Origin of the sequence: Myxococcus sp. AS-1-15 (assembly GCF_020037055.1) — a bacterium.
Lineage (GTDB): Bacteria > Myxococcota > Myxococcia > Myxococcales > Myxococcaceae > Myxococcus > Myxococcus fulvus.
Window position 1 is genome coordinate 180,505 of sequence record NZ_JAIQDF010000017.1, and the last position, 26,946, is coordinate 207,450.

The following is a 26,946-nucleotide window of genomic DNA, read 5'->3' on the forward strand; positions in this document are numbered from 1 at the left end:
GTCGGGATGGGGGTTTCCCTGGCGTGGCGGGGCGTGAAGCGGGCTGGCGGGGTCCCACCGCGCGCGTTACCTGTGGCCGCGCATTCTCACGAGGGAACGAATGGACCTGGACTTGAAGGACAAGGTGGCGTTGGTGACCGGCTCCACGGCGGGCATCGGCCTGGCAATCGTTGAGGCGCTCGCGCGCGAGGGAGCGGAGGTCATCGTCAACGGCCGCACCCAGGCGCGCGTGGACGCGGCCATCGCCGAGGTGCGCCGCAAGCAGCCGGAGGCGCGCCTGCGCGGCGTCGCGGTGGACCTGGGCACCGCCGAGGGCGCCGGCCGCTTCATCCAGCAGGTGCCCCACGTGGACATCCTGGTCAACAACCTGGGCATCTTCGAGCCCAAGCCCTTTGAAGACATCTCCGACGAGGAGTGGCTGCGCACCTTCGACGTCAACGTGATGAGCGGCGTGCGCCTGAGCCGCCACTACCTCAAGGGCATGCGCCAGAAGGACTGGGGCCGCGTCGTCTTCATCTCCAGCGAGTCCGGCGTGCAGATTCCGGTGGAGATGATTCACTACGGGGTGACGAAGACGGCCCAGATTGCTCTCGCGCGCGGCATCGCCGAGGGCCTGGGCGGTACGCAAATCACCGCCAACTCCATCCTCCCGGGCCCCACGCGCTCCGAAGGCGTGGAGGTGTTCCTGGGCGAGCTGTCGCGTCAGCAGGGCGTGGACGTGGCCACGGTGGAGAAGGGGTTCTTCAAGAGCGCCAGGCCCTCGTCGCTGCTCCAGCGCTTCGCCACCACCGACGAGGTCGCCGCCCTGGTGGCCTTCGTGTGCAGCCCCAAGGCCTCCGCCATCAACGGCGCCGCGCTGCGCGTGGACGGCGGCGTGGTGCGCGCCATCCCCTGAGGTCGTCGCGTGGACGACATCCAGCCACCCCCGAGTCTTGGGCGAGGCTGAAAAGAAGAAGGCCCGGCGTCCCAGGGGACACCGGGCCTTTTTACTGTCACGGCGTCGGGCGTCAGGCCTGGTTGGCCATGCCGCGCGCCGTCTCCTCGCCAGGCTTGCCGCTCAACAGCGCGCTGCTCGCGTACAGGGCCAGGCCCACGACACCCAGCGCCGCGGCCTCCGTCTGCGCCATGAAGGCCACGCCCATCCACGCCATCACACCGGTTCCCATCGCGAACGCCGCCGCCACCGCCCCCGCTGCCTTCCTCATCCGCTGGCTCCCTGTCTGCTGGGCCCACTGGCCCGTTGTGGAAACAAAACTCCTCCCGCTCAACAGACTTCAAACCGCGTGCCGAGCACCTACCGTGCGGATTGAGAACCCACATGCCCCGCGGTGGGAAATCGTCTTCCATCAACAGGGCCCGGACTGTCGAAAGGACCAGACTCCTACCCTGTCGGATGCCAGTAATTCTTCCCGACCCGCGCGACGCCACAACGTGGGCAGTTTCGTAACCCACGGCGATCCATGGGCTTTCCCTCACAGGGCTCAGTGGCACACCCGCTGCTATGGCAACCGCGCCGAGAGCGACGGTCACCGCGAGGTGCGGGACCTCGGACGACATCCGCAGCGAGACGAGGGAGAAGACGATGGGCAAGACGAGCGCGGGGTTCTGGACGGTGTTGGGGGTGATGCTGCTGGGCGGGTGCGCGCACCAGCCGGCGGTGAAGGTGGACAACTCCGAGCAGCCCTACCGCATCGGTCGTGAGGACGTGCTGGACATCGCGGTGTGGCGGGACGCGGAGCTGAGCCGCACCATTCCCGTCCGTCCGGATGGCTTCATCTCCATGCCGATGGTGGGCGAGGTGCAGGCGGCGGGCAAGACGCCCACGGAGCTGGCCGAGTCGCTGAAGCAGAGCTTCCAGTCGTATGTGCAGGAGCCCCGCGTGACGGTCATCGTCCGCGAGGTCAACAGCAGCCGCGTGTTCGTCACCGGCGAAGTCACGCACCCGGGTGCCTATCCGCTGCGCGGCCGCGTGTCGCTCATCCAGGCCATTGCCCTGGCGGGCGGCTTCACGGACTTCGCCAACTCGGACGGCATCGTGGTCATCCGCAGCGACGGCAACGGCGGGCAGATTCCGGTGCGCTACAGCGACCTCATCTCTCCGGACGGCGGTCAGGACGTCATCCTGCGTCCCGGCGACACCATCGTCGTGCCGTGAAGGGGCGTCGAGGGCAGTCGGGTGGCGGTGGGTCCATGGGTCGAGGGTGGCGTAGGCGAGGGAGGACGACGGTGAAGGGCGACTGGAAGAAGTGGTTGCTGACAGGCCTGATGCTCACCGCGCCGGCGGCATCCGCGGCGACCGTGTGGGAGCCTCGGCTGCGCATCTCCGCCGAGGAGCGCTACGACGACGACCTGCGCCTGGGCGGCCCGGATGCGACGGGCGGCCAGCTGATGACGAAGCTGTCGCCGCGCGTGGGCGTGCAGGGGCGCGACGGGCGGCTGGACCTCAACAGCTTCTATGCCGCGGACGTGCTGATGCGGCATGGCTCGGGCAAGGTGACGCTGGACCACCGGGGTGGGCTGGAGTTGCGCCACCTGCTGTCTCGCAGGCTGCGGGTGGACTCCAACGTGCGGGTCTTCCGCGTCACGGACCCCATGTCCCTGCCGCGTGACGGCCTGGCGCGCTCCACGTCGCCCACGTTCTACACCCAGGCCCGCGTGGGCCTGACGGGCCGCGCCACGGACCGCATGGACGTGCGCGTGGGCTACGGGCTGGAGGCGGTGCGCATCCTCGAGGATGGCCAGAAGGCGGGCTATGCGCATACGCCGTCGCTGGAGCTGATGTATCGCACCACGCGCCGGCTCACCCTGGGCATGGAGTACCGCTACCAGGGCTTCCTGTATGACAATGAATTGTCCCAGTCGCACGGCGTGGCGGGGACGCTGCGCTACCGGCTGACCCGCCCGACGACGTTCATCGCCCGGGCGGGCCCGGTGCGCTACCTGGCGCCGACGGGGCAGGAGGGCGGCTGGGTGCCTCGCGTCAACCTGGAGCTGGCGCGCGAGGGCGAGCTGTTCGACCTGGGAGTCGCCGTGGGACATGACCTGGTGGGCGCGAGCGGCTTCGCGAACGCCCTGTGGGCGGACTACGCGACGGTGTCGCTGGCGCGCAGGTTCAACCACCAGCTGTCGGCGTTCGGCGCGGCCAGCTTCTTCCGCAACGGGCGGGCGCCCGGGCGGGACTGGTCGACGTTCAGCAGCACCCCCCTGGTGTCGCAGGGGTACGCAGTTGGAGGCGGAGTGGAGTACCGCTTCAGCCGCCAGGTGGCGGCTCAGGGGGCGGTGGATCGGATTGCCCAGGTGGGCGTGGCGGACTCGGCGGGCGTGGCGGGCGACCTGACGCGCAACGTATTCGCGGTCCGTCTCATCGTGACGGCGTGGTGACAACACGTGAGTGGGTTGGAGGAGGAGCGAGTCATGGAGCGTGGGATGACGGCGGACCAGCTGCTGGCCTCACTGTGGCGCCGCAAGGCGTTGGTGGGAGCCATCGCGGCAGTGGTTTTCGCGGTGGGCGCGGCCATCGTGTTGACCCGGCCGAGCATGTACGAGGCGTCGGTGGTGGTCCGCGTGGAGCCGCAGCGGCCCGGTGAGGAGATGGTGCAGCGCACGGTGAGCGAGCTCATCGAGCAGCGGTTGCTCACCGTTCGACAGGAGCTGCTGGCACGGCCCGTGCTCCAGAAGGCCATCGAGGAGATGAACCTCTACCCGGACATCGTGTCCGAGAAGGGCATGGAGGCGGCCGTCGCGCAGATGCGCAAGGATTTGACGGTCCGCGTGGAGGGTGAGACGGCGTTCGAGCTCACCTATGCGAACCGCGACCCGCAGGTGGCGTCGCAGGTGGCCAACCGGCTGCCGACCATCTTCTCCGAGGAGACCCTGAAGCTGCGCCAGGCGCAGGCGGCGCGCGCCACGGACCTCTTCAACGAGGAGATGGTGCAGATGGGCAAGGCGGTGTCCAACTGGGAGCACAAGATTGCCCAGTTCAAGGTCGCCCACCTGGGCGAGCTGCCCGAGCAGATGGAGATGAACATGCGCGGGCTCGAGCGGGTGTCGCACGAGCTGCAGACCAAGTCGGAGGAGCTGCGCGTGGCGGAGGCGCGTCGCTCGGACCTGGCGCGGGCTCGCAACGCGGTGGACAGCGAGGCGGGGCGGCTGGAGGCGGCGGAGAGCGGGCTGACGCGGGCCCTGGTCAACGCCCGCACCACGTGGACGGAGGACCACCCTGAGATCAAGCGCATGTCGTCGGAGCTCGCCGGCATGACGGAGCGCCGCAAGGAGGCCGAGGGCCGGCTGTGGGCCGAGCGCGCCGAGCGCACCCGGGTGGCCAGCCTCATCGGCAGCATCCAGAAGGAGATCGTCGACCTGCAGGGCAAGGCGGAGGCCTACCAGGCGCGGCTGAACAACACCCCGAAGTGGGCGCACGAGCTGGCGGTGATGAACCGCGACTACGAAATCGCGCGCACCAAGTACCAGAGCGTGGTGAGCCGCAAGGTGGAGGCGGAGATTGCCCAGGAGCTGGAGGCCAAGAGCGCCAAGAGCCTGTTCAACGTCATCTCCCCGGCGGGGGTGCCGGTGACGCCCGCCCGGCCGGACAAGTTCGCGGGGATGGTGATGGTGCTGCTGGTGGCGCTGGGCCTGGGCGTGCTGGCGGGAGCGGTGCTGGAGATGCGGGATGACAGCCTGCGCGACGGGACGGAGGTGCGCCAGCGCCTGACCCTGCCGGTGTTGGCGGTGGTGCCGGACATGCAAGGCAAGACGGAGCGGCGGGTGCTGATGCCTTCGTCGGGGTCGCGCAACAACGTGTCGAACCCCACCTCGTTGAACTGACACCCACGGAAAGGACGGAAGACGGACATGGATCAGACGATGGAGCGGGCGGGAAACTTCCTCCCCCGGGTGGATGACAACGCGGCGAATCCGAACGCGGTGGACCGGCGGGTGGTGACGCTGACGGCGCCGGCCTCGGCGGCGGCGGAGCAGTACCGCAGCCTGTACTACCGGTTGGAGCGGATGCGGGAGCTGCGGCCGATGAAGGTCGTGGCGCTCACCTCGGCGATGCCGGGCGAGGGCAAGACGGTGACGAGCGTCAACCTGGCGATGGCGGCCGCCCGGGCGAACCCGGACCGGCGCATCCTCCTGGTGGACGCGGACCTCCGGCGCGGCGGGGTGGCGAACACGCTGGGGGTGCGCAACAAGACGGGCCTGGCGGAGCTGCTCACGGGCGAGGTGGAGGTGCGCGACGTGGTGCGCCGCTTCAACTCCACGCGCCTGGCGCTCATCCCCGCCGGCGCCACGCCGGAGGAGCCGTCGCAGGTGCTGGCGAGCCCTCGCATGAAGCAGTTCCTCAAGGCGGTGCGTGAGGGCTTCGACGAGGTGTACATCGACCTGCCGCCCACGCTGCCCTTCGCCGACGCGGCGATCCTGGGCCACCAGGTGGACGGCGTGCTGATGGTCATCCGCGCCAACGTGACGCCGGGCAAGACGGTGCACCAGGCGGTGGAGCAGCTGGCCGGCGCGCCCATCCTGGGCTGCGTCCTCAACGGCGCGGAGGTGCACGCGACGCCGTATCTGAAGAACTACGAGAAGCAGAAGTAGAGAGGCGGAAGACCCTCCGCCCCGGCTCCCGGTGACGGGGCAGGGGCGGAGGGCTTTGTCGGGGGGGCGGGTCGTCGTGAGTCGGGCGGGTTGGTCGGAGGGGCAAGTGCTCCGGGTCTTTCACCACTATTTTTCAGCCAAGAAGCTGACGTTTTTTCTCGCCGAGAGCTCGGCAATCGCATTGGCCTGCGTGATGGGCGCGGCGGCTTGTGCGGCACTCTTCGCGCCCGAGGGCACCCGGCCGCCGATGGCGGCGCTGTGGCCCACGCTGCTGGGGCTGGGCGCGGCCTTCGTCGTCACGTTCCAGTTCACGCTGTACCTGTTGGACCTGTATGACCTGCGCGTCGCCGCGGAGGACCGGGCGCGCGGCTACCGCTTCCTGAAGGCCGCGGGGGTCACCGCGATGGTGACGGGCGGGCTGATGCTGGTGGCCCCGCTGCTGTTCCCCGTGGCGCTGCCTCCTGGGGCGCTGCTGGGCGGGGCGATGGGCGCCCTGGCCGGCACGCTGGTGGTCCGGGTGTCCATCCGCGCGCTGGTCGGCGCGCCGGACTCGGTCCTCATCGTCGGTGATGGCCTCAAGGCCCGCGCGGTGGCGAGCGCCATCGAGGCGGGCGGCGAGGGCAGCTACCGCGTCATCGGCATGGTGGACCCGCGCTCCAGCCAGGAGCCGCTGGACCAGATGGCGGCCCGATTGGGCGCGGCATATGTCGTGCAGGCTGCTGACGACATGCGCGGGGCCAACTGGGTGGACTCACTGCTCATCTGCCGACTGCAGGGACGTCGCGTGTACGACGCGACGGGGTTCTGCGAGCGCGTGCTGCGGCGGATTCCCGTGCAGTTCCTCCGGGCGAGCGACTTCGCCTTCGCGGACGAGCTCACCGTGTCGCCGCTGCGCCGGGCCTTCAAGCGGGCCTTCGACCTGGCGGTGGCGTCGCTGCTGCTCACGCTGTCGGCACCGTTCCTGCTTCTGGTGGCGGTGGCCATCAAGCTGGACTCGAAGGGCCCGGTGTTCTACCGGCAGGAGCGCACGGGCCTGGGCGGCGCGACGTACTACTTGTGGAAGTTCCGCAGCATGCGGACGGACGCGGAGAAGAACGGCGCGGTGTGGGCGCGGGCGAACGATGACCGTGTCACGCGGGTGGGCAAGTTCATCCGCCGCACGCGAATCGACGAGATTCCGCAGGTGTTCAACGTGCTGATGGGGGAGATGAGCTTCGTGGGTCCGCGGCCTGAGCGGCCCGTGTTCGTCGAGCAGCTCAAGCAGCAGATTCCCTTCTACGGGCTGCGCGAGGCGGTGAAGCCGGGCCTGACGGGCTGGGCCCAGATTCGCTACCCCTACGGGGCTTCGGTGGAGGACGCGCGCAACAAGCTGGAGTTCGACCTGTACTACGTGAAGAACGGCAGTTTGTTCCTCGATGTGGGAATCATCTTCCACACCGTGAGACATGTTCTTCTCGGTCGTGGAGCTCGGTAGGTACACCTCCCGCGGGCCCTCCTCCTCGTGAAGGGGAGGGGGCCCTAGGGGACCCGCCAGGGGTGGCGGGTCGGGCGTCGTGGATGGGGGTTGGGACATGGTGGGGATGGACATGGATTCGCCGCTCCCGGAGTCGTGGGAGGAAGCGCGTGCCCGTCGGGAGCGCGAGCGGGAGCGGGAGACGGAGCGCAACGAGCTGTTGCAGTCCCAGGTGGACCGGCCCACGCGCATCGTCGCCATCGGCGGCGGCACGGGGCTGCCCATGGTGCTCCGGGGCCTGGCGCGGCGCGCGACGCCGAAGGCGGGAGATCCGGGCGTGGACATCACCGCGGTGGTGGCCATGAGCGACGACGGTGGCAGCTCCGGGCGCCTGCGCCGGCTGCACGGCGCGCTGCCGCCCGGTGACATCCGCAACTGCCTGGTGGCGCTCGCCGGCGGCAAGAGCGCGCTCAAGGACGTGTTCCAGTTCCGCTTCGGCGGGGCGCGGGGCCTGGCCGGGCACGCGGTGGGCAACCTGCTCATCGCCGCGCTCGCGGAGCTGAAGGGCGACTTCCTGGAGGCGGTGCGCATGTCCGGGGAGCTGCTCGGCGCGCGGGGCAACGTGCTGCCGTGCACGCTGGCCTCGGTGCAGCTGGTGGCGCAGATGCACGACGACACGGAAGTGGTCGGCGAGCGCAACATCTGCCGGGCCCAGGGCCGGGTGCGCAAGGTGTCCCTGAGCCCGCGCTCTCCGCCGCCGGTGGACGGCCTCCTGGAGGCCATCTATGCCGCGGACCTGGTGGTGATCGGCCCGGGCTCGCTGTACTCGAGCCTGCTGCCCAACCTCTTGGTGGACGGCGTGGCCCAGGCGCTGAAGGAGACGCGCGCGCTGAAGGTCATGGTGGCCAACCTGATGACGCAGCCGGGTGAGACGGACGGCATGTCCTGTCTGGACCACGTGCAGGCGGTGCGCGAGCACGTGGGGCCGGTGCTGGACGCGGTGCTCGTCAATGGCACGGAGCCCTCTCCGGAGGCCATGCGGCGCTACGGGCGGCGCGGCTCGTTCACGGTGAACGTGGACACGCGCGAGCTCATCGCCGCGGGCGTGGTGCCGGTGCGGGCGGACCTCCTGAAGGAGGGGTCCAGGATCCGACACGACAGCCGCAAGGTCGCCGCCTGCCTGCTGAAGATGGCGCGCAGCGGCTTGTAGCCGAGCAACCCCATCACCACCTTGGGCGCCCGAACATGGAAGCAACCCTGAGCAGTCCCGGGCCGCGTGTCGTCGAAGTCGATGACCGCGCGGCCTTCATGGCCCTGGAGTCGGAGTGGAACGCGCTCGTCGAGGCCACGACGGACGAGCTGTTCTACCGCCACGAGTTCATCCGCATCTGGCTGGACAACTTCGCGCCGGGGGCGCGGCTGCGCGTGCTGACGCTGCGAAACAGCGAAGGCCAGCTCTCCGCCGCGCTGCCCCTGTGGGAGGAGCGCACCAACCTGTACGGCGTGCCGGTGCGCCAGCTCTCCGCGGCGGCGAACACGCACTCCTGCCGGTTCGACCTGCTGGCCCGCGAGCCGGACGCGGCCGCGGCGATGTTCCTGTCCCACCTGCGTCAGCAGGGTGGGTGGGACGTGCTGCGGTTGACGGACGTGCCGGATGGCGGCGCGGCGTGGCGGCTGCATGCGGCGGCGCAGGCGGCCCGCATGCCGGTGGGGGCGTGGGAGTCGCTCCAGTCGCCGTACATCCCGCTGCCGGGCACGCGCGAGAAGTTCCAGGCGTCGCTCCAGTCCAAGTTCAAGGCGAACTGCAGGCGGCGTCGCCGCAAGCTCGAGGAGAAGGGGAAGGTCACCTTCGAGCGGGTGGACGGTGGCCCGGGCCTGGAGGGCACGCTGGAGGAGGGCTTCCTGCTGGAGCAGAGCGGCTGGAAGGGCGAGCGCGGCACGGCCATGGCGCAGGACACCGCGACGCGGGGCTTCTACACGGAGCTGGCGCGCGACGCGGCGTACCGGGGGAAGCTGGCGCTGTACTTCCTGCGGCTGGACGGCCGGCCGGTGGCCTTCCACTACGGCCTGGAGCACGGCGGGCGCTACTTCCTGCTCAAGCCCGGCTACGACGAGCAATTGCGCGAGTGCAGCCCCGGCCAGCTCCTGATGGAGGAGGTGGTGGGGACGTGCATCGACCGGAAGCTCGGCGAGTTCGACTTCCTGGGGCCGGACATGGTGTGGAAGCGCGACTGGACGGACCAGGTCCGGCGCCACACGTGGCTCTACATCTTCAATGACTCCGCCTTCGGCCGGGCGCTGTGCGCGGCGAAGTTCCGGTGGACCCCCGCGGTGAAAGAGGTGGTGGCGAAATGGAAGCGATGACTCCCTCGGGCCGGCTGTTCGTTCCGTCGCTGCCCACGCTGTGGCCCCACATGCTGGTGTCCAAGCCGAGGCCCGGCTCGCTTCCGCCGTTCTCCTCGCCCAACGTCCGCTACTTCTACTTCGCCCGCAACGCGGTGTGGTTGACGGTGAAGATGCTGGGGTTGGACAACGGCGAGGTGCTGATGCCCTCCTACCACCACGGCGTGGAGGTGGAGGCGCTGGTGGACGCGGGCGCGACGCCGCGCTTCTACCGCGTGGGCAGCCGCTGGGACGTGGACCTGGAGGACGTGGCCCGGCGCATCACCCCGAAGACGAAGGCGCTGTACCTGACGCACTACGCGGGCTTCCCGGGCCCGGCCGCTGAGATGCGCAAGCTGGCCGACCAGCACGGGCTGGTGCTCATCGAGGACTGCGCGCTGTCCTTGCTCTCGTCCGACGGCGCGGTGCCGCTGGGGACGACGGGCGACGTGGGCATCTTCTGTCTGTACAAGACGCTGCCGGTGCCCAACGGGGGCGCGCTGGTGGTGAACGGGCCGCGCTCGTACAGCCTGCCGGAGCCTCCGGCGCCGCCGTCCGCGTCGACGTTCAGCCACACGGTGTCCGCGCTGTTGCAGAACCTGGAGCTGCGCGGCGGCGCGGTGGGCCGCGGCCTGCGCGGGCTGGTGCGCACGGTGGGGCACGGCACGGTGAAGGCGGCGAGCATCGAGCGGGTGGCCACGGGCACGCAGCACTTCGACCGCAAGCACGTGGACCTGGGCATGAGCCCGCTGACCAAGCGCATTGCATTGGCGCAGGACCTGGAGTCCATCGTCGAGAAGCGCCGTCGCAACTACTTCTACCTGCTGGGCCGGCTGCGCGACGTATCGACGCCGCTGTTCAACCAGCTGCCGGCGGGGACCTGCCCGCTGTTCTACCCGATGGTGGTGCAGGAGAAGGCGGAGGTGCTGGCGCGGCTGAGGGCGAAGGGCATCGACGCCATCGACTTCTGGAAGCGCTTCCATCCTGCGTGTGACGCGGGGGCCTTCCCGGAGGTGGCGCAGCTGCGGCGCAGCATCGTGGAGATTCCGTGCCACCAGGACCTGTCGCCGGAGGTGATGGCGGACGTGGCGTCGGTGGTGCGCGACGCGGTGCGGTCGGAGAATCGGTCGAAGAAGCGCGCGGGTTGAGCCGGACGGTGGGTTGGGAGGGGCGTGAAGCCCCCTCCGAGGAGGCGGGGCGGTGATTCGCGAGGACGAGCTGAGGCAGGGGCCCAAGGCCGCGCGGCGGCTGGACGTGAGCGCCGTGGGCAGTCTGTCCGCGCTGGCGGGGATGAGGGCCGAGTGGGACGCGCTGCTGGATGCCAGTGACGCGGGCCCCTTCAATGCGTGGGAGTGGCTGTATCCGTGGTGTCGGCGCATCGCGCCCCAGCGGCGCCCGCTGGTGCTCACCGCGCGCGACGCGGCGGGCACGCTGGTGGGACTGTTGCCGCTGGGCCTGGAGACGCGCCGCGTGGCGGGCGTGCCGGTGCGCCGCCTGGGCTTCCTGGGCGAGACGCACGTGGGCAGCGACTACCTGGACGTGGTGGCGCGGCGCGGGCTGGAGCGCGACGTGGCGGAGTCCTTCGCGCGGATGCTGGTGGCGCTGCGCGAGGAGTGGGATGTGCTGGACCTGACGGACCTGCGAGAGGACTCCGTCACGGTGGACGTGCTGCGCGAGGTGTTCCGCGGGCACGACGTGCGGCTGTCGGAGCGGTACGTGTGTCCCTACGACGTGTTGGACCCGCGCGAGCCGTTCGACGCGTTCCTCAAGCGCACGGGCCGGCGCGACAACTACCTGCGCCGGCGCAAGTGGCTGGAGAAGCAGGAGGGCTATCGCATCGAGCGCACGGAGGCGCCGGGCGAGCTGGCCGGGCCGATGACGGACTTCTTCCGGCTGCACTCGGCCCGGTGGGCGGAGGACGGCGGCTCCCAGGGCATCAAGGGCACGGGCGTGGAGGCCTTCCACCGTGACGCCACGCAGTGGCTGGCGGAGCGCGGCCGGCTGTGGCTCTACACGATGAAGGTGGGCGGCAAGGCCGTGGCGTCCGTGTACGGCATCGTCCACGGCCACCGCTTCGTGTACTTCCAGTCGGGCTACGACCCCGCGTGGCGCAACCGCAGCGTGGGCCTGGTGCTGGTGGGGGAGAGCTTCAAGGACGCGCTGGCGGCGGGGCTCACCGAGTACGACTTCCTGCGCGGCACGGAGACGTACAAGTCCGACTGGGTGTCGAAGCAGCGGCGCACGGTGTCGGTGCGCGTGCACTCGGGCACGAAGGCGGGGCAGTGGTACTCGCGCGCGGAGGAGCTGGCGCGCAAGGCGCGCAACGCCGCCAAGCAGGTGCTGCCGGGCACGTGTGTGGAGAAGGTCCGCCGGCTGCGTCGGCGCCGCGCGGCGGTGCACTGAAGACAGCGTCGGGTCGGCGCCCCGGAGTGAAGCGGGGCGCCGAGGGGGGCGACTAGTTGCAGTAGAAGTTGAGCGTCTGCGAGTAGCGGCCCGACAGGGTGCCGAACTCGGTCAGCGTGCCGTCGCAGTCACAGTACTCGCGACCCACCTCGACGCCGTTCACCGTCCAGTAGCGGTTGAAGGAGCGACGCCCGTCGCAGGCCCAGATGAGGCCCTGCTCGCTCGACTCGAGCGTCTCCGTCTCGGACGGCGGCTGCTGCTCCGGGGCGCCACCACAACCACTCAGGACCAACGCGACGACACAGGCCAGCTTCGCGGAGTACTTGAACATGTCGAGCTCCCTACCAACGACGGGGGGACGGCGAGACATGTCTACCATGGAGATGACATCAGACCCGGATAAACTGTAGTGACTGGGTTGCGTGAGCCGTGTCTCAGGGCACGTTGGCGATGTCGGCCCGGAGCTGGGCGATGGCGGGCCCCAGCTGGGGCGGCTGCATGTTGCGCGGCACCTCGACGGAGAAGCGCTCGAAGTGCTCCAGGGCCTTCTGCTTGTCGTCGCGGCGCAGGGCCAGGCTGCCCAGGAAGATGAGGGCCTCCTGCGCGTCGGGCCAGGTGTTGACCAGCTCGGTCAGCTCGGCCTCGGCGCCCTGGAGGTCGCCCTGGGTGGCGCGCAGCACGCCGCGGTGCACTCGCAGCTCGACGTGGAACGGGTCCACCGCGAGCCCCTTGGCCGTCACCTGCGCGGCCTCCTCGAACTGCTGGCGGCGGATGAGCTCGTGGCTGAGCATGGACGCGGCGTCCAGGTCGCCGGGGTTGGACTCCAGCCGCGCGCGGGCCTGGGCGAGCTCCGGGTCCTGTGACTCTCCCATGCCGCCCTGCTGCGCCTGCTGACCGGCCGCGGCGCCTGGGGGCATGCGGCCGGTGGCCTCCTGGCCGTCGACGCGGGTCTGCTGCTCGGAGACGAGCAGGTAGCCCAGGCCGCCGAAGAACAGGACGATGCCGGCGCCCCACAGCGCGCCGGACAGCTGGGGGTTGCGCGCGGACCAACCGGTGGGCGCGGGCAGCTCGCGGGCGCGGGGGCGGCCGTCGCCGCTGGAGGTGGCCTTGCGCTTGAGGTGCTCGTCCTTGGCGCGCAGGGCGCCGGCGGCCTCGCGCTCCAGGCGGGACTTCTCCGTGGCGTACTGCTCGGGGGCCAGGTTGTGCTTGTCGGCCTCCAGCGCGCGGAGCTGGTCGATGAGGGACTGGGCGCGCTGGCTCAAGTCGTCGAGCACGCCGTCCTTGGACGGCTCGGGCGGGGTGGCGGCGATGGCGCCCCGGCTGCGCATGTAGAGCAGCCACGCGGCGGCGGCGACGAAGGCCACGGAGAGGACGATGATTCCGGGCAACCAGTTCGTAGGCTGAGGCTGCATGGCTTAGCGCTCCAGCTCCCGGCGCACGGCCTGGAGGTAGGGGTCGGCGTCATCCGCCGCGGAAGGGGGGCCGCCCGGCGCGGCGGGGGCGGAAGGCGAGGTGGCCTGGGCGGTGGGCTCCAGGGCGGGGCCCTGCTGCAGCTGTCTCCAGATGACGAAGCCGCCCACGACGAGCAGCGCGACGGGGCCCAGCCAGACGAACCAGTTGAAGCCCTCGGCCTTGGGCTCCAGGAGGACCCACTCGCCGTAGCGCGACACGAAGAACTCGACCACCTCCTGGTCGCTCTTCCCCTCGGAGACGAGCTCCCGGACCATGTCCAACTGCGCGCGGGCCATGGAGGACGGGCTGTCGGAGATGGAGAGGCCCTGGCACACCGCGCAACGCAGCGTCTTGCCGAGCTTCTGGACGCGCTCCTCCAGGGCCGGGGCGAGAGGCTCGCTCGCGGCCTGCTGGGGCGCGAACTGGCCGGTGACGAGGCCGAAGGCGAGGGTCAGGGACAGCAGGGCGGCGGTCATCGGAACTCCCGGAAGCCGTCTTAACTAGCGCTACCGCCCGGTGTTGGACAGCGAAACCTGAGCGCCGGGCGCCTGCCCCGCTTCCCGGACTGTAGGTGGGCATCCGTCACGGCCGGGCCGGCGGCGGGCCCGGGCGAGGCACGGCCGCGACGCAATGGTTGGTCGCCCGGTTCGTTCCCGGTGGAGCATGGGACGCCGCCGGGCCGGCTCGGATGGAGCGGGGCGATTCAACTTCCTTGGAGAGCGGAATGAAGCTGGCTTGGATGGATGCGGGTGTCGCGGTGGGCCTGGGGTTCTTGTTGGCGGTCTCCCCGGCGGACGCGGCGAGCCGCAAGGACAAGGAGGCGATGGAGCGGCTGGCGGCGAGGTACCACGCGCTCAACCAGTTCAACGGGAGCCTGCTGGTCGCGGACGAGACGGGCATCGTCCTCAAGAAGGGCTACGGCCAGGCGAACATGGAGTGGGGGATTCCCGCGGGGCCCGACACGAAGTTCCGCATCGGCTCCATCACCAAGCAGTTCACCGCCACGCTCATCCTGCAGCTCGTGGGTGAGGGCAAGGTGGGCCTGGAGGACCCGGTGACGAAGCACCTGACGGACTACCGTCAGGACACGGGCTCACGCGTCACGGTGACGCACCTGTTGAACCACACCTCCGGCATCCCCAGCTACACGTCGAACCCGAAGTTCGGCGACGTGGCCAGAGACCCCTTCACCGTCGACGCGTTCGTGAAGGAGCACTGCTCGGGGGACCTCCAGTTCGAGCCGGGGACGAAGTACGCGTACAACAACTCGGGCTACTTCCTCCTGGGCGCCATCATCGAGAAGGTGACGGGCAAGACGTACGCGCAGGTGCTGGAGGAGCGCATCTTCAAGCCGGCGGGCATGAAGAACACGGGCTACGACGTGTCCGCGACGGTGCTGCCCAAGCGCGCGTCGGGGTACGACTTCAAGTCGGGTCAGTACGTCAACGCGGACTACCTGGACATGGGGCTGCCGTACGCGGCGGGCTCCATCTACTCGACGGTGGAGGACCTGTACCTGTGGGACAAGGCGCTGCAGGGCACCTCCCTGTTGTCGGAGGAGCTGAAGAAGAAGATGACGACGCCGGGCCTGGACCAGTACGGCTTCGGGGTGTCGCTGGAGCCGTTCAGGCTGGATGACGGCAAGACGAAGCTGACGGCCGTCTACCATGGGGGTGGCATCAACGGGTTCAGCGCCTTCTTCGTGCGGGTCCCGGAGAAGAAGCAGGTCGTCGTCGCGCTCTCCAACGTGGGACGCGGCGCCAGCCCCCGGCCGCTGTCCGCCGGCGTGCTGAGCATCCTGAACGGCGTCGCGCCGAAGCAGCCGCTCAAGTCCATCGCCGACGAGGTCTCTCGCATCCTGGCCACGGGCACCGCGCAGCAGGCGCTCGCCACGTACCAGCAGCTCAAGGGCAGCAAGGCGGGCGCCGAGTACTTCTTCGGCGCGGGCGAGCTCAACCGCGTCGGGTATGACCTGTTGCGCGGGGGCCGCGTGCCGGAGGCGATTGAAGTCTTCAAGGCCAACGTGGAGCAGTTCCCCGAGGACGGGAATGTCCACGACAGCCTGGGCGAGGCGTACCTGGCCCAGGGGAACAAGGCCCTGGCGAAGGCGAGCTATCGCCGCTCGCTGGAGTTGGATCCGTCCAACACGAACGCGGAGAAGGTGCTCAAGGAGATGGACGCGCCCGAGGCGAAGAAGGCCCCCTGAGTCGCGCGGCAGCTTCATCGGGCTCGCGTGATGACACGTCACGCGAGCCTTTGACGTGTCTGGCTCCAGGGCGGACACGCCAGGATGGTCGGACTTCGCGTGGCGCGCGGGGGCTGACAAGCTCAGCGCTTCGCCACCAGCCGGTTCTCGCGTCCGCGCTCCTCGTAGTCGGGCCAGCCGAAGTGGCCCTCGGACTCCTCGACTCCGAGCTCCGCGGTATCCGATGCGCGCAGGGCCTCGAGCTGGCCGCTGTCGCGCAGCTCGAGCAGCATCGCGACGAGCATCTTCCCGAGGTGCTCCTCCAGTCGCGCATGCGCCTCGGGGGTGCCCCACGTCCCATCCTCGCGGGCCGCGAGCTTCACGCCGTCGAGGCCCACCAGCGCCGGCTTGTGCTCCTTCACGTCCGGCCAGCGGGGGACGAGCAGCTCCGCGAAGTCGTCATGGGTCATGCCTTCGCCCGGCTCGGACTCCGGGTTCAGGTCGAAGCCCATGTTCAGCGACCCGTTGTCGGTGGAGTACCGGAGCGCCAGCCGCTGGACGGGCCGCGGGTCCTTGTGGCTCCGCGCGAAGTCCTTCACCGCCTTGGCCAGGAACCTCGAGACGCGCGCCTGCTCCTTGCCCAGGTCCAGCGGGGCGACCTTCTTCTTCGGCGGAAGCTCGACGTAGTACGACGCGCGGAAGGCGCCCTCGGTGCCCTCCCACGGCGCCAGCGCGATGAACGCCTCCGTCTGGTGGCCCTTGTCGCTCTTCAACACCAGGTCACACCAGTACGTGGGTTGCGGGTGCAGGCGCGTGGTGCGGAAGATGGACCACTTCGGCTGTACGAAGGGCTTCAGCTTCGCGCTCGCGACCCGGTAGCCGCTCGTGCCGAGCCCGCGGATGAAGCTGTCGTTCTGCTTGGGCGGGCCTGACCCCGGGAAGTCGGGATGCTCGTGGGCCCGCAGGGCGGCCCAGTCCCGCGCATCGAACAGCTCACGCCAGCGGTCCACGAAGGCGACCGCGCCAGGGGGGAGGGGAGGAGAGGACGACATGCCTCCGCTCTACCTCAACGGCCGCGAGGCTTGGGCTCCTCCTCGTCGTCCGGGCCCATGTCATCCGGGTTTCCCTCGTCGTCCGGGCCCATGTCGTCCGGGTTTCCCTCGTCATCCGGATACATGTCATCGGGGTTCGGGTCCTCGACACGCTCCGTCTCGTCGAGGCCGTCGTCATACGCGGGCGCGGGGGCCAGCGCATCCCGCGACTCCCGCAGCTGACGGACCACCTGGACGCCCATGGCCGCCAGGCCCACGACGAAGATGAGCGGCCCGGGTGACAGCTTCAGGTGCAACAGCGCCCACAAGAGCCCCACGCCCAGCACGCCCACTGGCGCGAAGCGCGTCCACGCGGGGCGGGACACCTCGGGCCTCAGCGCGAGCAGCGCCAGCACCGACAAGAGCAAGAGCTCCACCAGCACCGCGCCGGACAGATCCCAGCCCGTCAGGGTGATGGTGCCCGCGTTCGCGGAGTACAGGACGTCATCCGCGGCCCGCTGCGCGCCGATGACCCGCAGCTCCGGCGGACCCGAGGGCACGGGCGCGTCCGGCACCTCCGGCAGCGTGCTCAGCGTGGCCCACGGCGCGAACAGCGTCAGCAAGGCCAGTCCCACGCCGCCGAGCGTGAGCACCGACGGCATCACCAGCAACTGGCGCAGGTCGAACCAGCGCGCGAGCACGCCGTCGGGGCCGGCAATCACCTTCCGCCACTGGTCATGGATGATGAGCCCGGAGGCCAGCAGCCACAGCACGGGCATCACGCCCATCCCGAGCATGCGGAAGCTCAGCGCCGCCAGCAGCGCGCAGAAGGCCGCGGGAATCTCCGGGCGGTAGAGCACCTCCGGCAGGAGCTTCGTGACGCCCTGGGCCTCGCCCGCGAGCCTCAGCTCCCGCGCCAGCGTCAGCACCGCGCCCACCACCGCGAGCAGCGCGCCCACCACGCCCACGCCATCGAAGGAGGGGAGGATGGAGAGCGCCAGCGCGAACGACAGCACCGCGAGCCCCACGATGCTCTGCGAGTGCGCCGGCACGCTCGCCAGCCACCTGGGGCCGTCGTAGCCGGGGCGCGACTGGCCCGGGTCCGTGTCCTCCGCGGTGTCGCGGCTGCCCGCGGGCACGTAGGCGGCGCCCTGGCTGTGGGCCTCCGCCTCGTCGAGGATCTCCGCCGCGTAGGACGGCTCCTCCATGGCCCGTCGCGTGGAGTTCGTCCGCAGCGCGGGGCGCGAGCCCGTCAGCCCCTGGGGGCTCTCCGGCATCTTGCCGCCGCAGTTCTCGCAGTACTTCAGCCGCGCGTTCGAGGACTCACCGCACTCCGGGCACCGCATGAACCCACCTTGCTGTGCGGAGGGCGGGGGGAGCCCTCACGGTCAACGCAAGTCGTGGAATAACACGAGGTTTTCACCGGAAGCGAGAGGCCCCAGGTGAAGCGCGGGTGACGGTTGCAGCTCCTACGGACGCTGGGCCTCGGCGGCGGACGGGCTCGCCGTGGTCAGCTCGCGGATGCGCCGGGTGAGCGACTCCGGGTCGATGGGCCCCACGTGCTTGCCACGGATGGTGCCCGCCGGGTCGATGAAGTACGTCTCCGGCACCCCCGCCACGCCGTAGCTCACCGCCATGCGCGAGCGCGGGTCGATGAGCTGCGGGAAGCTGTACCCCTGGCGCCGCAGGAAGGCGCGGGCGTTGTCCTCGGAGTCCTCGAACACCACGCCCAGGAACACCGCCTGCGAGCCGTACTCGCGCTGGCCCCACTCGAGCACCGGGTGCTCGTACTGGCACGGCCCGCACCACGACGCCCAGAAGTTGATGACCACCGGGCGGCCCTTCAGGTCCGCCAGGCTCACCTTCTCGCCGGTGTCCAACGAGCGCAGCACGAAGTCCGGCGCGGGCTTGCCCGTCAGCATGAAGGGCACCTCGTGCGGGTTTCGCCCGAAGCCCTTGTAGAGCACCGTGAGCAGCGCCACGGAGAGGACGACGAAGCCCAGCGTGTAGCGCCAGCGCTTCATGCCGCCCCCCGTTCCGCGTCACCCCCGGCGAGGCTCGCGCCCACCTCCGCGCTCGACAGCGCCACCGCCGCCTTGCGCCGCGGCCAGATGGCGATGAGCGTGCCCAGCACCAGCAGCGGGATGCTCCACCAGATCCACCCCACGAGCGGGAAGACCCAGACGTTGAAGCTCGCGTTGCCGGCCTGCTCGGAGAACGCCATCAGCGAGACGTAGAAGTCCTCGCCGGCCGTCTCGCGCACCGCGGGCGTGCCGATGGGGTCCGTGCTCCGCTCGTAGTAGTTGAGCCGGGGCTTCATCTCCGTGACGGCGCCACCCGGCGTCGTCACCTCCACGCGCGCGGCGACGAAGGTGCGGTGCGGCTCCTCGCCGCTCATCAGCCCCAGGTACTTCAGCTGGTAGCCGTCGAGCTGCATCGTCTGGCCCTTCTTCAGCGTGCCGGACGTGTGCTTGACGTACGCGGACGACGCGGCCACCGCGACGATGATGAGGACGATGCCCAGGTGCACCACGTAGCCGCCGAAGCGGCGCTGCGCCTTGGTGGCGCTGGTGACGAGCGCGGTGAGCAGGCCCTCCTTGCGCTCCGACATGCGCACGCGCACCGGCGCCACCAGCTCGCGCACCGTGATGACGGTGACGAAGCCCGCGAGCCCGAAGGTGAGCAGCGGGTAGACGCCGCGCAGCCCCACCGCGAAGCACACCGCGGTGACGATGAGCCCCACCACGGCGGGGATGATGAACTGCCGACGCAGCGTGGCCTTGTCCGGCGTGCCCCACGGCAGCACCGGGCCCACGCCCATCAGGAACAGCACCGCGATGCCGCCCGGCACCGCCATCTTGTTGAAGTACGGCTCACCCACGCTGACGCGCACGCCGCGCACCGCCTCGGACACCAGCGGATAGAGCGTGCCCAGCAACACGGTGAAGGTAATGGCCACGAACACCAGGTTGTTGACCAGGATGCTCGCCTCGCGTGACACCAGCGAGTTCATCCGGCCCTCCGGCACCAGCAGCGGCCCGCGCACCGCCAGCAGGCCGATGCACAGCACCAGCAGCACGCCCAGGAACACCAGGAACGTGGGGCCGATGTCCGACTGGGTGAAGGAGTGCACCGAGTTGAAGATGCCCGAGCGCGTCATGAACGTGCCCAGGATCGTCAGCACGAAGGACGCCAGCGCGAGCGACAGCGTCCACAGCTTCAGCATCCGCTTGCGCTCCTGCACCATCGTCGAGTGCATGAACGCGGTGGCCGTCAGCCACGGCAGGAAGCTGGCGTTCTCCACCGGGTCCCACGCCCAGTAGCCGCCCCAGCCGAGCACCGCGTAGGCCCACCACGCGCCGAGGATGATGCCGATGGACAGGAACAGCCAGGCGACCAGCGTCCAGCGCCGCAGGGGCGCCATCCACGCCTCGCCAATCTCCCCGCGCAAAAGCCCCGCCACCGCCACGCCGAACGGCACCGTCATGCCCACGTAGCCCAGGTAGAGGAAGGGCGGGTGGATGACCATCAGGATGTGGTTCTGCAGCAGGGGATTGGGCCCCGGGCCGTCCGGCGGCACCGGCGACACGGCGCCCCAGGGGTTGGCGGGGCCGGCGATGAGGAACGTGAAGAACACGCCCACCGCCAGCATCGTGCCCAGCGCCAGCGACATGTAGCGCGCGTGCTCGCGGCGGTGCAGCCACGCGAAGGCCGCCACGTACGCGCCCATGATGAAGCCCCAGAAGAGGATGGACCCCTCCAGCGCGCTCCACAGCGACACCACCGTGTAGAGCAGCGGCGTGTCCCGGCTGCCCACCTGCGCCACGTACTTCACGCTGAAGTCGTGCGAGACGAGCGCGTACACCATCACCAGGTTCGCGGCGATCATGCAGCCGGCGAAGCCCCACACCGCGCGCATCACCCACGGGAAGCCCGCCTCGCTGCGGCGCAGCCCCGTGACCAGGCCGACCAGCGCGCCGAAGGTCGCGAACGCGAGCCCTCCGAGCACCAGTCCGTATCCAAGCGAGCCGTTCACCGCGCCTCCGCTCCGGGCGTCGCGCTCGCCGTCGTCGAGCTGTCCGACAGCGTCTCACGCCACTTGTTCGGGTCCTCGCCCTCCTTGGGGGCGCGGTACTCGTTCGAGTGGTTCACCATCAGCCGGTTGGAGCTGAACACGCCGGAGGCGTCGTACGTGCCCTCCACCACGACGCCAATCTTGTCGCGGAACATCTGCGGCGGCGTCTCCGTGGAGCGCACCAGCACGCTGGCGGCGCCCTCCGTCACGTCGTTGGCGACGCGGAAGTGCAGGGTGGTGTGCTCGGCGTTCCACTGGATGCTGCCCGGCTGCACCACGCCGCCCAGGCGGATGGTGGCCGTGTAGGCCTTGTCCCCCTGGGCCAGCATCTCCGACGGGCTCCAGTAGTAGACGAGGTTCTCACCGATGTTGCCGAAGGCGACGAAGCCCAGGCCAGCGGCGGCCACCAGCAGCGCTCCCAGGGCGAAGATCCGATTACGGGCGACAGGCGTCATGACCACTTACTCCTTCGCGTCCTGCGAGGCCTGGGGCCGGCGCAGCCAGAGGGACAGCGAGTAAAGCACGAGCGCTGCCACGGTGATGCCGTAGCAGGCCCAGACATAGCCCCAGCCCCCCTGGATGCGGCCACTTCCCACCTGGCCCGCGGCCTGGGCGAGGACTCCCAGCGTCGTCAGCGTCGTCATGGTCAGGCCACCTTCGGGGTGTTGTGGACATCCGGCGCGCCCGCACCGGGCAGCGCGTCCGGCAGGGCCACCTCCGCCCGGCGCTCGGCCAGGGCGATGCGGTAGCGCTGGATGAGCAGGGCGATGGTGACCATCAGCATGCCGATGGCCGCCACGCGCAGGGGCAGCACCATCTGCGGATCCACCGTCTTCGGGCTCGACTGCACCTGGTGCAGGCTTCGCCACCAGCGCACCGAGAACCAGACGATGGGCAGGTTGATGGCGCCAAGAATCGCCACCACCGCGCTCCACGTCGCGCGCTTGTCGGGGTCCTCCACGAAGCGCCGCAGCACCAGATAGCCGGTGTACGTCACCAGCATGATGGCCTCCGACGTCAGGCGAGGGTCCCACGACCAGTAGACGCCCCACGTCGGGCGGCCCCAGATGGCCCCGGTCACCATGCCCAGCGCGCCCAGCACCAGCCCCACCTCGGCCGAGGACTCCGCCAGGGAGTCCAGCTTCCAGCCCGGCTTCGACTTGAGCAGGTGCGCCACCGCCATCACGAAGTTCAGGAACATGGCCAGCATGGCCACCCACTGGAGTGGCACGTGCACGTACATGATGCGCTGCACGTCACCCATCTCCCGGTCCGGAGGTGCCCACGCCAGGCCCAACCACCAGCCCGCCGCGAGCACGCCCAGGCCCACCACCGGGAGGCCCCACTTGATGAGCTTGTTCATCCGTCAGTCCTCGATGATGCGAGGGAAGAGCATGAAGCCCACGCCCCAGTAAATCAGATTGAAACCGAGCAAAAGCCCCAGCCATGAGCCCAACTGATTCATGGGGTCTCCCTGCAATACGAGGGTGGTCGCCTTGGCCGCGGACAGCAGGGCAGGGATGACCAGCGGGAACAATAGCAGAGGCAGGAGCACATCCCTTGCCCGGGCATTGCTGGAAATCGCGGCGTACACCGTCCCCGGTGCGCTGAGGGCCAGGCTGCCGAGCAGCAGGACACTGCCCAGGTCCACCGCGCCCATGACCACCCGCACGCCGTACAGGGCGACCATGACGGGCAACAGCAGGATGCCCAGCGCGACGAGGAGCAGCGCGTTGCCCAGGGCCTTGGACAGGTAGATGGCGCGGGGGTCCGCGGGGGCCAGCCGCACGCCGTCCATGCAGGCGTTCTCGGACTCGACGCGGAAGGACTCGCCCAGGGCGAGCACGCTGGCGAAGAGGATGGCCAGCCAGAAGTAGCCGCCGGCGTTCTTCTCCAACAGGCGCGTGTCCGGGCCCAGCGCGAAGGAGAACATCAGCAGGGTGGCCAGCGCGAAGAAGACGATGGCGTTGAGGCGCGCGCGGGTGCGCCACTCGATGAGCAGGTCCTTGCGCAAGAGGGCCAGCGTGGCGCCCATGAGTCCGAGGGGCCGGGGGCGCTGGGGGCTTGTTGGCAGATTCACGCCGACACCGCCCGTCCGTCCTGCAGGTGCAGGCGCTCCTCGCACAGGGACAGCCCCTGGTCGATGAGGTGCGTCGCCAACACCACCGTGACGCCGCCCGACTTGAGCTGGGCGATGATGCCCTCCATCTCCCGGATGCCCTCCGGGTCCAGCTCGCCGAAGGGCTCGTCCAGCAGCGCGATCGTCGGGGCCTTCATCAGCAGCCGGGCGATGGCCAGGCGCTTTCGCATGCCGGCGCTGAAGCCGCGCACCGGGTTGTCCGAGCGCTTGCCCAGGCCCACCCGTGCGAGCAGGCCCTCCGCCGCGTCCTTCGGCGAGGGGTGTCCCAGCAGCCGCGCCAGCACGGTGAGGTTCTGGTGCGCGGTGAGGTCCTCGTAGAGGAAGCTGGCGTGGGACAGGAGCGCCACGTCGCGGCGCAGCTCGTCGCGGTGCACGACGGCGTCCTTGCCCAGCACCTCCACGCGGCCCGCGGTGGGGCTCAGCGCGGTGGCGAGCATGCGCAACAGTGTCGTCTTTCCGGAGCCGTTGTGGCCGGTGAGCAGCAATGAGCGTCCGGCGGGGAGCGCGTACGTCAGCCGCGCCAGCGCCCAGCGACGTCCATAGCGCTTGCTGACGTCATGCAACGCGAGCGCGGCAGCGGCGGAGTGGGGAGTCATCGGGATGCTCGTTCGTATCCGGAATCGCAACTGTCATCCAGTGAAACCCGGGCGGCTGGCCGGCCAGGGGTGGGGCGACCCTGAAGACAGGAAAGTTTTTCCAATGGGTGGGGCACGGTGTGCCCGCGTGGTCCGCCGTGTTTCCCTGGTGCAACGTGTCCAGCCGTCGTCATCCCTCTCGTCCCGCCGGGCGTCCCCCCGAGCGCGGACGTCAGGCGCCTGAATCGGCTATGGCATCACCCCTGCAATGGCTCCCGCGCGAGTTGGAAGTTCCCTGAGGGGAACGTGGGCCAGGGGTTCCTTTTCCGCGGAGGGCGTGATGGCAACGGCGAGGGTCTTGCGGAGGGCGGTCAAGGCGGCGACCGCTGGCGTGCTGCACTACAGCGGCATGCGTCGGGCGATGGCGGCCTATCGGAGGGTGCAGTCGGGTGGCAGGCGCATCCTCATCGTGAGTTATCACCGCGTGGTGAGCGACTTCACCGGGGAGCTCCAGCGCTCCATCCCGGGGTTGCTCATCAGCCAGGAGACGTTCCGGCGTCATCTCGAGGAGGCCTCGGCGGCCGGCTTCGAGCTGGCGTCGATTGGCGACGCGGTGGACGTGATGTCGGGCCGGAGGGTGGCGAAGAAGGACCTGTGCGTCATCACCTTCGACGACGGGTACCGGGACGTGTACCGGTACGCGTACCCCATCCTGAAGCAGATGGGCGTGCCGGCCATCACCTATCTGCCAACAGCGTTCATCGGCACGAAGCGGCGGTTCAACCATGACCGCCTCTTCCACCTGCTCAGGCGCGCGCAGGAGCGGCACTACCACCCGGTGTACGCGGCGCTGCCGGAGGCGTCGATGGAGCTGCTGGGCCCCATCCTCTCCGGACAGAAGACGGTGTCCGCGGCGCTGGATGACTTCATCGGGGAGCACCCCACGCGGGTGCTGACGGCCATCATCGACGCGCTGGAGCAGCAGCTCGGCGGTGGCCAGGACCTGGTGCCCGAGCAGGGCGACGTCATGAACTGGGACGAGGTGCGCCGCATGGCGCGCGACGGGTTCGAGTTCGGCGCGCACACGCTGGGGCACACGGTGTTGACGCTGGAGCCGCAGGCGGTGGTGGAGCAGGAGATCCTCGAGTCCAAGCGGACCATCGAGGCGGAGGTGGGCATCCAGGTGCGCGACTTCGCGTACTGCAACGGGTGGTACTCGGACGAGGTCATCCGCGTGCTCGCCGCGAACGGCTTCCGCTCGGGCGTGACGACGGAGGACCTGCCCAACCGCATCGGCGGGGACCCGTTCACCCTCAAGCGCAAGGTGCTGTGGGAGAACTTCAGCCTGGGGATGCTCGGGGACTACTCGTCGCCGCTCACCGGCTGCCAGCTGGATGACTGCTTCGGGTTGCTCGGCGTGAGCCGCCCGGTGCCGGGGCGCAGGACGCACTCCTTCCGCGGCAGCCTGATGGGCAACGTGCTGGCGACGCCCGACGGAGCGGCCCTGAAGGAGGCTCCGTGAGCGGAGCGGCATCACCGGCGGCGGCGGGGGGCTCGTTCCTCGGCCGCGCCGGTCCCCTGGTGTTGGCCCGGCTGTTCACCGCCGGGCTGACGCTGTCCATTCCGCTCGTGCTCGCCCGGGTGCTGAACCTGGACGAGTACGGCACGTACTACCAGCTGTTCCTCATCGCCACGACGCTCTACTACGTGCTGCCGTTCGGCGTGGTGCAGAGCCTGTACTACTTCCTGCCGCGCACCGGCGAGAAGCGGCCGTACCTGGGACAGACGCTGCTGTTCATGTCGGGCGCGGGCGTGGTGGGCGCGCTGCTCGTCTTCGCGTTGATGGGCCCGGTTGCGGGGTGGTTCTCCAACCCGCGGCTGCTCGACTACCGCTGGGAGCTGGCGGCCTACACGGCGTTCCTGCTGGGCAGCTTCCCGCTGGAGGTGTCGCTCACGGCGCAGGGGCGCACCAAGGCCTCGGCCGTGGTGTACCTGGTGTCGGACGCGGTGCGGGCCTCGGTGATGGTGCTGCCGCCGCTGCTGGGCTTCTCGTTGCATGGGCTGATGGTGGCGGTGTGCGGCTTCACGGCGCTGCGCTTCGTGGCGACGTGGGTCGTCTGTCTGCGCGGTGTCACGGGGCCCCTGGTGAGCGGGCCGCTGCTGCGCGCGCAGCTGGCGTACGCGGCGCCGTTCGGCGCGGCGATGTTCCTGGCGATTCCGCAGCAGAACGCGCACCTGTACATGGTGGCGGGCGCGGTGGCGCCGGCGATGTACGCGCTGTACCGCGTGGGCTGCTTCCAGCTGCCGGTGGTGGACCTGCTCTACACGCCCACCAGCGAGGTGCTGATGGTGCGCCTGGGGGAGCTGGAGCGGGAAGGGCGCCTGGAGGAGGGCGTGGACGCGTTCCGCGAGGCGGCGGGGAAGCTGGCGTACGTGTTCCTGCCCTTCGCGGCGTTCCTCTTCGCGGCGGCGCCGGAGTTCATCGGCGCGCTGTTCGGCGAGAAGTTCCTGCCGGCCGTGCCCGTGTTCCGCATCAGCGTGCTCGGGGTGGTGCTCTCCATCCTGCCCATGGACGGGACGCTCAGGGCGCGCGGGCTGACGCGGGCCATCTTCGTGTCGTACGCGGTGAAGGCGGCGGTGACGGTGCCGCTGGTGTACTTCGGCGTGAAGCACCTGGGGATGCTGGGCGGCATCGGCTCGTGGGCGGTGGCGGAGGTGGTGGGCAAGGTGCTGCTGCTCACCCGGATTCCGGCGGCGCTGTCCACGCCCCGACGCTCCTTGCGTCTGGTGGACGTCATCCCGTGGCGGGAGCTGGGGCGCGCGTCGCTGGCGGCGGGGGCGGCGGGGCTGGCCGTGTTCGTGCTCCGGGCGGCGGCGCAGGGGGCGTGGGGGCACCTGCCCCAGGGCTTCTTCTGGCGCGTGCTGCCGCTGGCGGTGGCCGGGGTGCTCTTCTCGGTGGGCTACGTGGTGATGCTGTACGTCGCGGGGGTGCGGCCGCTGGCGGTGCTCGCGGGCCTGCGTCCCCGGAGGACGGCCTGAGGAAAAGTCGGGATGCGCCTGGGGCCTACTTCCCTCTCGGGGGAACGGTACCTAGGTTGCTCCCCGTCGCGAGGTTGGGTCAGGGGAGGCGTGGATGGGTGTCGATGCGATGACGTTGTACCGGATGGCTCGCGGTTTGCGGCTGAAGAAGGTTCCGTTGCTGCCCGCGCTCTTGCGCAAGGCCATCTACTACCTGCACAGCTCCTACGTCCCGGACGAGGCCGACATCGGCGAGGGGACGCAGCTGGGCTACGGCGGAATCGGCGTCGTCATCCACAAGGCGGCGAAGATCGGCCGCCACTGCCTCATCTCGCAGCAGGTGACGATTGGTGGACGCTCGGGCATCGAGGGCGCGCCCATCATCGGCGACTACGTGCGGGTGGGCGCGGGCGCCAAGATTCTCGGCAACATCCACATCGGTGACTTCGCGGTCATCGGCGCCAACGCCGTGGTGCTCAAGGACGTGGCGCCGGGCTCGGTGGTGGCGGGCATCCCCGCGCGGGTCATCCGGCAGGATCCGGATCCGCTGACCACGTATCAGCGGGAGATGGGGCTCTTGCCGCGTCGCTCGCCGCTGTCGGCGGTGCCTCCTTCGGCGTCGGTGCCGAGCTAGGGCCTG

27 protein-coding genes are annotated in these 26,946 nt (G+C 70.0%); 14 read left to right on the forward strand and 13 right to left on the reverse strand.

Features of this window, described 5'->3' with window-relative positions; translation table 11 throughout:
- Window positions 1–100: 100 nt before the first annotated feature.
- Window positions 101–895 (forward strand): SDR family NAD(P)-dependent oxidoreductase, encoded by a 795-nt coding sequence (locus tag K8625_RS35630; protein WP_223747691.1) that lies wholly within the window; start codon window positions 101–103, stop codon window positions 893–895.
- Between the two features lie 112 nt (window positions 896–1,007).
- Here the strand turns inward: K8625_RS35630 and K8625_RS35635 are convergent, their stop codons facing one another.
- Entirely contained in the window at window positions 1,008–1,205 is a 198-nt protein-coding gene (locus K8625_RS35635; protein ID WP_046714359.1) for a hypothetical protein, read from the reverse strand.
- A 377-nt stretch (window positions 1,206–1,582) separates the two neighbouring features.
- On the opposite strand from K8625_RS35635, the gene K8625_RS35640 reads away from it, so the two are divergent.
- The 9 genes from K8625_RS35640 (at window position 1,583) to K8625_RS35680 (ending at window position 11,830) form a co-directional block, all read left to right on the forward strand.
- The gene (locus K8625_RS35640) at window positions 1,583–2,155 is read left to right on the forward strand and encodes a polysaccharide biosynthesis/export family protein (protein WP_141326037.1); all 573 of its coding nucleotides are present in this window, start codon (window positions 1,583–1,585) and stop codon (window positions 2,153–2,155) included.
- A gap of 71 nt (window positions 2,156–2,226) precedes the next feature.
- On the forward strand, window positions 2,227–3,381 hold the full coding sequence (locus K8625_RS35645) for a hypothetical protein (protein ID WP_223747692.1): 1,155 nt from the start codon (window positions 2,227–2,229) through the stop codon (window positions 3,379–3,381).
- 33 nt (window positions 3,382–3,414) lie between these two features.
- Window positions 3,415–4,824, forward strand: a complete 1,410-nt coding sequence (locus tag K8625_RS35650; RefSeq protein WP_223747693.1) for a Wzz/FepE/Etk N-terminal domain-containing protein — start codon at window positions 3,415–3,417, stop codon at window positions 4,822–4,824.
- Window positions 4,825–4,851: 27 nt separating this feature from the next.
- On the forward strand, window positions 4,852–5,592 hold the full coding sequence (locus tag K8625_RS35655; RefSeq protein ID WP_141326040.1) for a CpsD/CapB family tyrosine-protein kinase: 741 nt from the start codon (window positions 4,852–4,854) through the stop codon (window positions 5,590–5,592).
- 106 nt (window positions 5,593–5,698) lie between these two features.
- The gene (exoE, locus tag K8625_RS35660) at window positions 5,699–7,066 is read left to right on the forward strand and encodes a polyisoprenyl-phosphate hexose-1-phosphate transferase ExoE (RefSeq protein WP_141333477.1); all 1,368 of its coding nucleotides are present in this window, start codon (window positions 5,699–5,701) and stop codon (window positions 7,064–7,066) included.
- A 97-nt stretch (window positions 7,067–7,163) separates the two neighbouring features.
- Window positions 7,164–8,255 carry a gluconeogenesis factor YvcK family protein gene (gene yvcK, locus K8625_RS35665; protein ID WP_141332910.1) on the forward strand — a complete coding sequence of 364 codons (1,092 nt, stop codon included), beginning with the start codon at window positions 7,164–7,166 and terminating at the stop codon, window positions 8,253–8,255.
- 35 nt (window positions 8,256–8,290) lie between these two features.
- Window positions 8,291–9,409 carry a GNAT family N-acetyltransferase gene (locus K8625_RS35670; protein ID WP_046714354.1) on the forward strand — a complete coding sequence of 373 codons (1,119 nt, stop codon included), beginning with the start codon at window positions 8,291–8,293 and terminating at the stop codon, window positions 9,407–9,409.
- On the forward strand, window positions 9,406–10,575 hold the full coding sequence (locus K8625_RS35675) for a DegT/DnrJ/EryC1/StrS family aminotransferase (RefSeq protein ID WP_223747742.1): 1,170 nt from the start codon (window positions 9,406–9,408) through the stop codon (window positions 10,573–10,575). Before K8625_RS35670 ends, K8625_RS35675 begins: the two co-directional genes overlap by 4 nt.
- Window positions 10,576–10,627: 52 nt before the next feature.
- Window positions 10,628–11,830, forward strand: coding sequence for a GNAT family N-acetyltransferase (locus K8625_RS35680; protein ID WP_223785196.1), 1,203 nt, complete (start codon window positions 10,628–10,630; stop codon window positions 11,828–11,830).
- A gap of 52 nt (window positions 11,831–11,882) precedes the next feature.
- On the opposite strand, the gene K8625_RS35685 is transcribed toward K8625_RS35680, so the two are convergent.
- The 3 genes from K8625_RS35685 to K8625_RS35695 all read right to left on the reverse strand — a co-directional run bounded on the left by K8625_RS35685 (window position 11,883) and on the right by K8625_RS35695 (window position 13,758).
- Window positions 11,883–12,161 carry a hypothetical protein gene (locus K8625_RS35685; RefSeq protein ID WP_223747696.1) on the reverse strand — a complete coding sequence of 93 codons (279 nt, stop codon included), beginning with the start codon at window positions 12,159–12,161 and terminating at the stop codon, window positions 11,883–11,885.
- 103 nt (window positions 12,162–12,264) lie between these two features.
- Entirely contained in the window at window positions 12,265–13,242 is a 978-nt protein-coding gene (locus tag K8625_RS35690; RefSeq protein ID WP_223747697.1) for a tetratricopeptide repeat protein, read from the reverse strand.
- 3 nt (window positions 13,243–13,245) lie between these two features.
- The gene (locus K8625_RS35695) at window positions 13,246–13,758 is read right to left on the reverse strand and encodes a cytochrome c-type biogenesis protein (protein WP_223747698.1); all 513 of its coding nucleotides are present in this window, start codon (window positions 13,756–13,758) and stop codon (window positions 13,246–13,248) included.
- 248 nt (window positions 13,759–14,006) lie between these two features.
- Between K8625_RS35695 and K8625_RS35700 the strand changes: the two genes are divergently transcribed.
- Window positions 14,007–15,488, forward strand: coding sequence for a serine hydrolase (locus tag K8625_RS35700; protein WP_223785197.1), 1,482 nt, complete (start codon window positions 14,007–14,009; stop codon window positions 15,486–15,488).
- 122 nt (window positions 15,489–15,610) lie between these two features.
- Here the strand turns inward: K8625_RS35700 and K8625_RS35705 are convergent, their stop codons facing one another.
- The 9 genes from K8625_RS35705 to ccmA form a co-directional block, all read right to left on the reverse strand.
- A complete protein-coding gene (locus K8625_RS35705) occupies window positions 15,611–16,519 on the reverse strand; it encodes a hypothetical protein (protein WP_223785198.1) in 909 nt (302 codons plus the stop codon).
- Between the two features lie 14 nt (window positions 16,520–16,533).
- Window positions 16,534–17,844 (reverse strand): zinc ribbon domain-containing protein, encoded by a 1,311-nt coding sequence (locus K8625_RS35710; RefSeq protein ID WP_223785199.1) that lies wholly within the window; start codon window positions 17,842–17,844, stop codon window positions 16,534–16,536.
- A gap of 123 nt (window positions 17,845–17,967) precedes the next feature.
- On the reverse strand, window positions 17,968–18,522 hold the full coding sequence (locus K8625_RS35715; RefSeq protein ID WP_223747702.1) for a TlpA disulfide reductase family protein: 555 nt from the start codon (window positions 18,520–18,522) through the stop codon (window positions 17,968–17,970).
- The gene (locus K8625_RS35720; RefSeq protein WP_223785200.1) at window positions 18,519–20,534 is read right to left on the reverse strand and encodes a heme lyase CcmF/NrfE family subunit; all 2,016 of its coding nucleotides are present in this window, start codon (window positions 20,532–20,534) and stop codon (window positions 18,519–18,521) included. The genes K8625_RS35715 and K8625_RS35720 overlap by 4 nt, the downstream gene beginning before the upstream one ends.
- On the reverse strand, window positions 20,531–21,028 hold the full coding sequence (locus tag K8625_RS35725) for a cytochrome c maturation protein CcmE (RefSeq protein WP_223747704.1): 498 nt from the start codon (window positions 21,026–21,028) through the stop codon (window positions 20,531–20,533). Before K8625_RS35725 ends, K8625_RS35720 begins: the two co-directional genes overlap by 4 nt.
- 6 nt (window positions 21,029–21,034) lie before the next feature.
- Complete coding sequence (locus K8625_RS35730; RefSeq protein WP_141331425.1) at window positions 21,035–21,217, reverse strand: heme exporter protein CcmD; 183 nt, start codon at window positions 21,215–21,217, stop codon at window positions 21,035–21,037.
- A gap of 2 nt (window positions 21,218–21,219) precedes the next feature.
- Window positions 21,220–21,936, reverse strand: coding sequence for a cytochrome c biogenesis protein CcsA (ccsA, locus tag K8625_RS35735; protein WP_223785201.1), 717 nt, complete (start codon window positions 21,934–21,936; stop codon window positions 21,220–21,222).
- A gap of 3 nt (window positions 21,937–21,939) precedes the next feature.
- Entirely contained in the window at window positions 21,940–22,608 is a 669-nt protein-coding gene (locus K8625_RS35740) for a heme exporter protein CcmB (RefSeq protein WP_141331437.1), read from the reverse strand.
- A 41-nt stretch (window positions 22,609–22,649) separates the two neighbouring features.
- Window positions 22,650–23,309 (reverse strand): heme ABC exporter ATP-binding protein CcmA, encoded by a 660-nt coding sequence (ccmA, locus tag K8625_RS35745; RefSeq protein WP_223747706.1) that lies wholly within the window; start codon window positions 23,307–23,309, stop codon window positions 22,650–22,652.
- Between the two features lie 400 nt (window positions 23,310–23,709).
- Between ccmA and exoL the strand changes: the two genes are divergently transcribed.
- The 3 genes from exoL to K8625_RS35760 all read left to right on the forward strand — a co-directional run bounded on the left by exoL (window position 23,710) and on the right by K8625_RS35760 (window position 26,940).
- The gene (exoL, locus tag K8625_RS35750) at window positions 23,710–24,810 is read left to right on the forward strand and encodes a spore coat polysaccharide deacetylase ExoL (RefSeq protein ID WP_370640349.1); all 1,101 of its coding nucleotides are present in this window, start codon (window positions 23,710–23,712) and stop codon (window positions 24,808–24,810) included.
- Entirely contained in the window at window positions 24,807–26,327 is a 1,521-nt protein-coding gene (gene exoM, locus K8625_RS35755; protein WP_223747707.1) for a spore coat polysaccharide flippase ExoM, read from the forward strand. The genes exoL and exoM overlap by 4 nt, the downstream gene beginning before the upstream one ends.
- A 94-nt stretch (window positions 26,328–26,421) precedes the next feature.
- Window positions 26,422–26,940 (forward strand): serine O-acetyltransferase, encoded by a 519-nt coding sequence (locus K8625_RS35760; RefSeq protein WP_046714337.1) that lies wholly within the window; start codon window positions 26,422–26,424, stop codon window positions 26,938–26,940.
- Window positions 26,941–26,946: the final 6 nt, after the last annotated feature.

Bases quoted from the DNA above. Each gene is read 5' to 3' on its own strand.
- K8625_RS35630 (WP_223747691.1), top strand. From the start codon at position 101: ATGGACCTGGACTTGAAGGACAAGGTGGCGTTGGTGACCGGCTCCACG.
- K8625_RS35635 (WP_046714359.1), bottom strand. From the start codon at position 1,205: ATGAGGAAGGCAGCGGGGGCGGTGGCGGCGGCGTTCGCGATGGGAACC.
- K8625_RS35640 (WP_141326037.1), top strand. From the start codon at position 1,583: ATGGGCAAGACGAGCGCGGGGTTCTGGACGGTGTTGGGGGTGATGCTG.
- K8625_RS35650 (WP_223747693.1), top strand. From the start codon at position 3,415: ATGGAGCGTGGGATGACGGCGGACCAGCTGCTGGCCTCACTGTGGCGC.
- K8625_RS35655 (WP_141326040.1), top strand. From the start codon at position 4,852: ATGGATCAGACGATGGAGCGGGCGGGAAACTTCCTCCCCCGGGTGGAT.
- yvcK (WP_141332910.1), top strand. From the start codon at position 7,164: ATGGTGGGGATGGACATGGATTCGCCGCTCCCGGAGTCGTGGGAGGAA.
- K8625_RS35670 (WP_046714354.1), top strand. From the start codon at position 8,291: ATGGAAGCAACCCTGAGCAGTCCCGGGCCGCGTGTCGTCGAAGTCGAT.
- K8625_RS35675 (WP_223747742.1), top strand. From the start codon at position 9,406: ATGACTCCCTCGGGCCGGCTGTTCGTTCCGTCGCTGCCCACGCTGTGG.
- K8625_RS35685 (WP_223747696.1), bottom strand. From the start codon at position 12,161: ATGTTCAAGTACTCCGCGAAGCTGGCCTGTGTCGTCGCGTTGGTCCTG.
- K8625_RS35690 (WP_223747697.1), bottom strand. From the start codon at position 13,242: ATGCAGCCTCAGCCTACGAACTGGTTGCCCGGAATCATCGTCCTCTCC.
- K8625_RS35695 (WP_223747698.1), bottom strand. From the start codon at position 13,758: ATGACCGCCGCCCTGCTGTCCCTGACCCTCGCCTTCGGCCTCGTCACC.
- K8625_RS35700 (WP_223785197.1), top strand. From the start codon at position 14,007: ATGAAGCTGGCTTGGATGGATGCGGGTGTCGCGGTGGGCCTGGGGTTC.
- K8625_RS35705 (WP_223785198.1), bottom strand. From the start codon at position 16,519: ATGTCGTCCTCTCCTCCCCTCCCCCCTGGCGCGGTCGCCTTCGTGGAC.
- K8625_RS35710 (WP_223785199.1), bottom strand. From the start codon at position 17,844: ATGCGGTGCCCGGAGTGCGGTGAGTCCTCGAACGCGCGGCTGAAGTAC.
- K8625_RS35715 (WP_223747702.1), bottom strand. From the start codon at position 18,522: ATGAAGCGCTGGCGCTACACGCTGGGCTTCGTCGTCCTCTCCGTGGCG.
- K8625_RS35725 (WP_223747704.1), bottom strand. From the start codon at position 21,028: ATGACGCCTGTCGCCCGTAATCGGATCTTCGCCCTGGGAGCGCTGCTG.
- K8625_RS35730 (WP_141331425.1), bottom strand. From the start codon at position 21,217: ATGACGACGCTGACGACGCTGGGAGTCCTCGCCCAGGCCGCGGGCCAG.
- ccsA (WP_223785201.1), bottom strand. From the start codon at position 21,936: ATGAACAAGCTCATCAAGTGGGGCCTCCCGGTGGTGGGCCTGGGCGTG.
- K8625_RS35740 (WP_141331437.1), bottom strand. From the start codon at position 22,608: ATGGGCGCCACGCTGGCCCTCTTGCGCAAGGACCTGCTCATCGAGTGG.
- ccmA (WP_223747706.1), bottom strand. From the start codon at position 23,309: ATGACTCCCCACTCCGCCGCTGCCGCGCTCGCGTTGCATGACGTCAGC.
- exoL (WP_370640349.1), top strand. From the start codon at position 23,710: ATGGCGGCCTATCGGAGGGTGCAGTCGGGTGGCAGGCGCATCCTCATC.
- K8625_RS35760 (WP_046714337.1), top strand. From the start codon at position 26,422: ATGGGTGTCGATGCGATGACGTTGTACCGGATGGCTCGCGGTTTGCGG.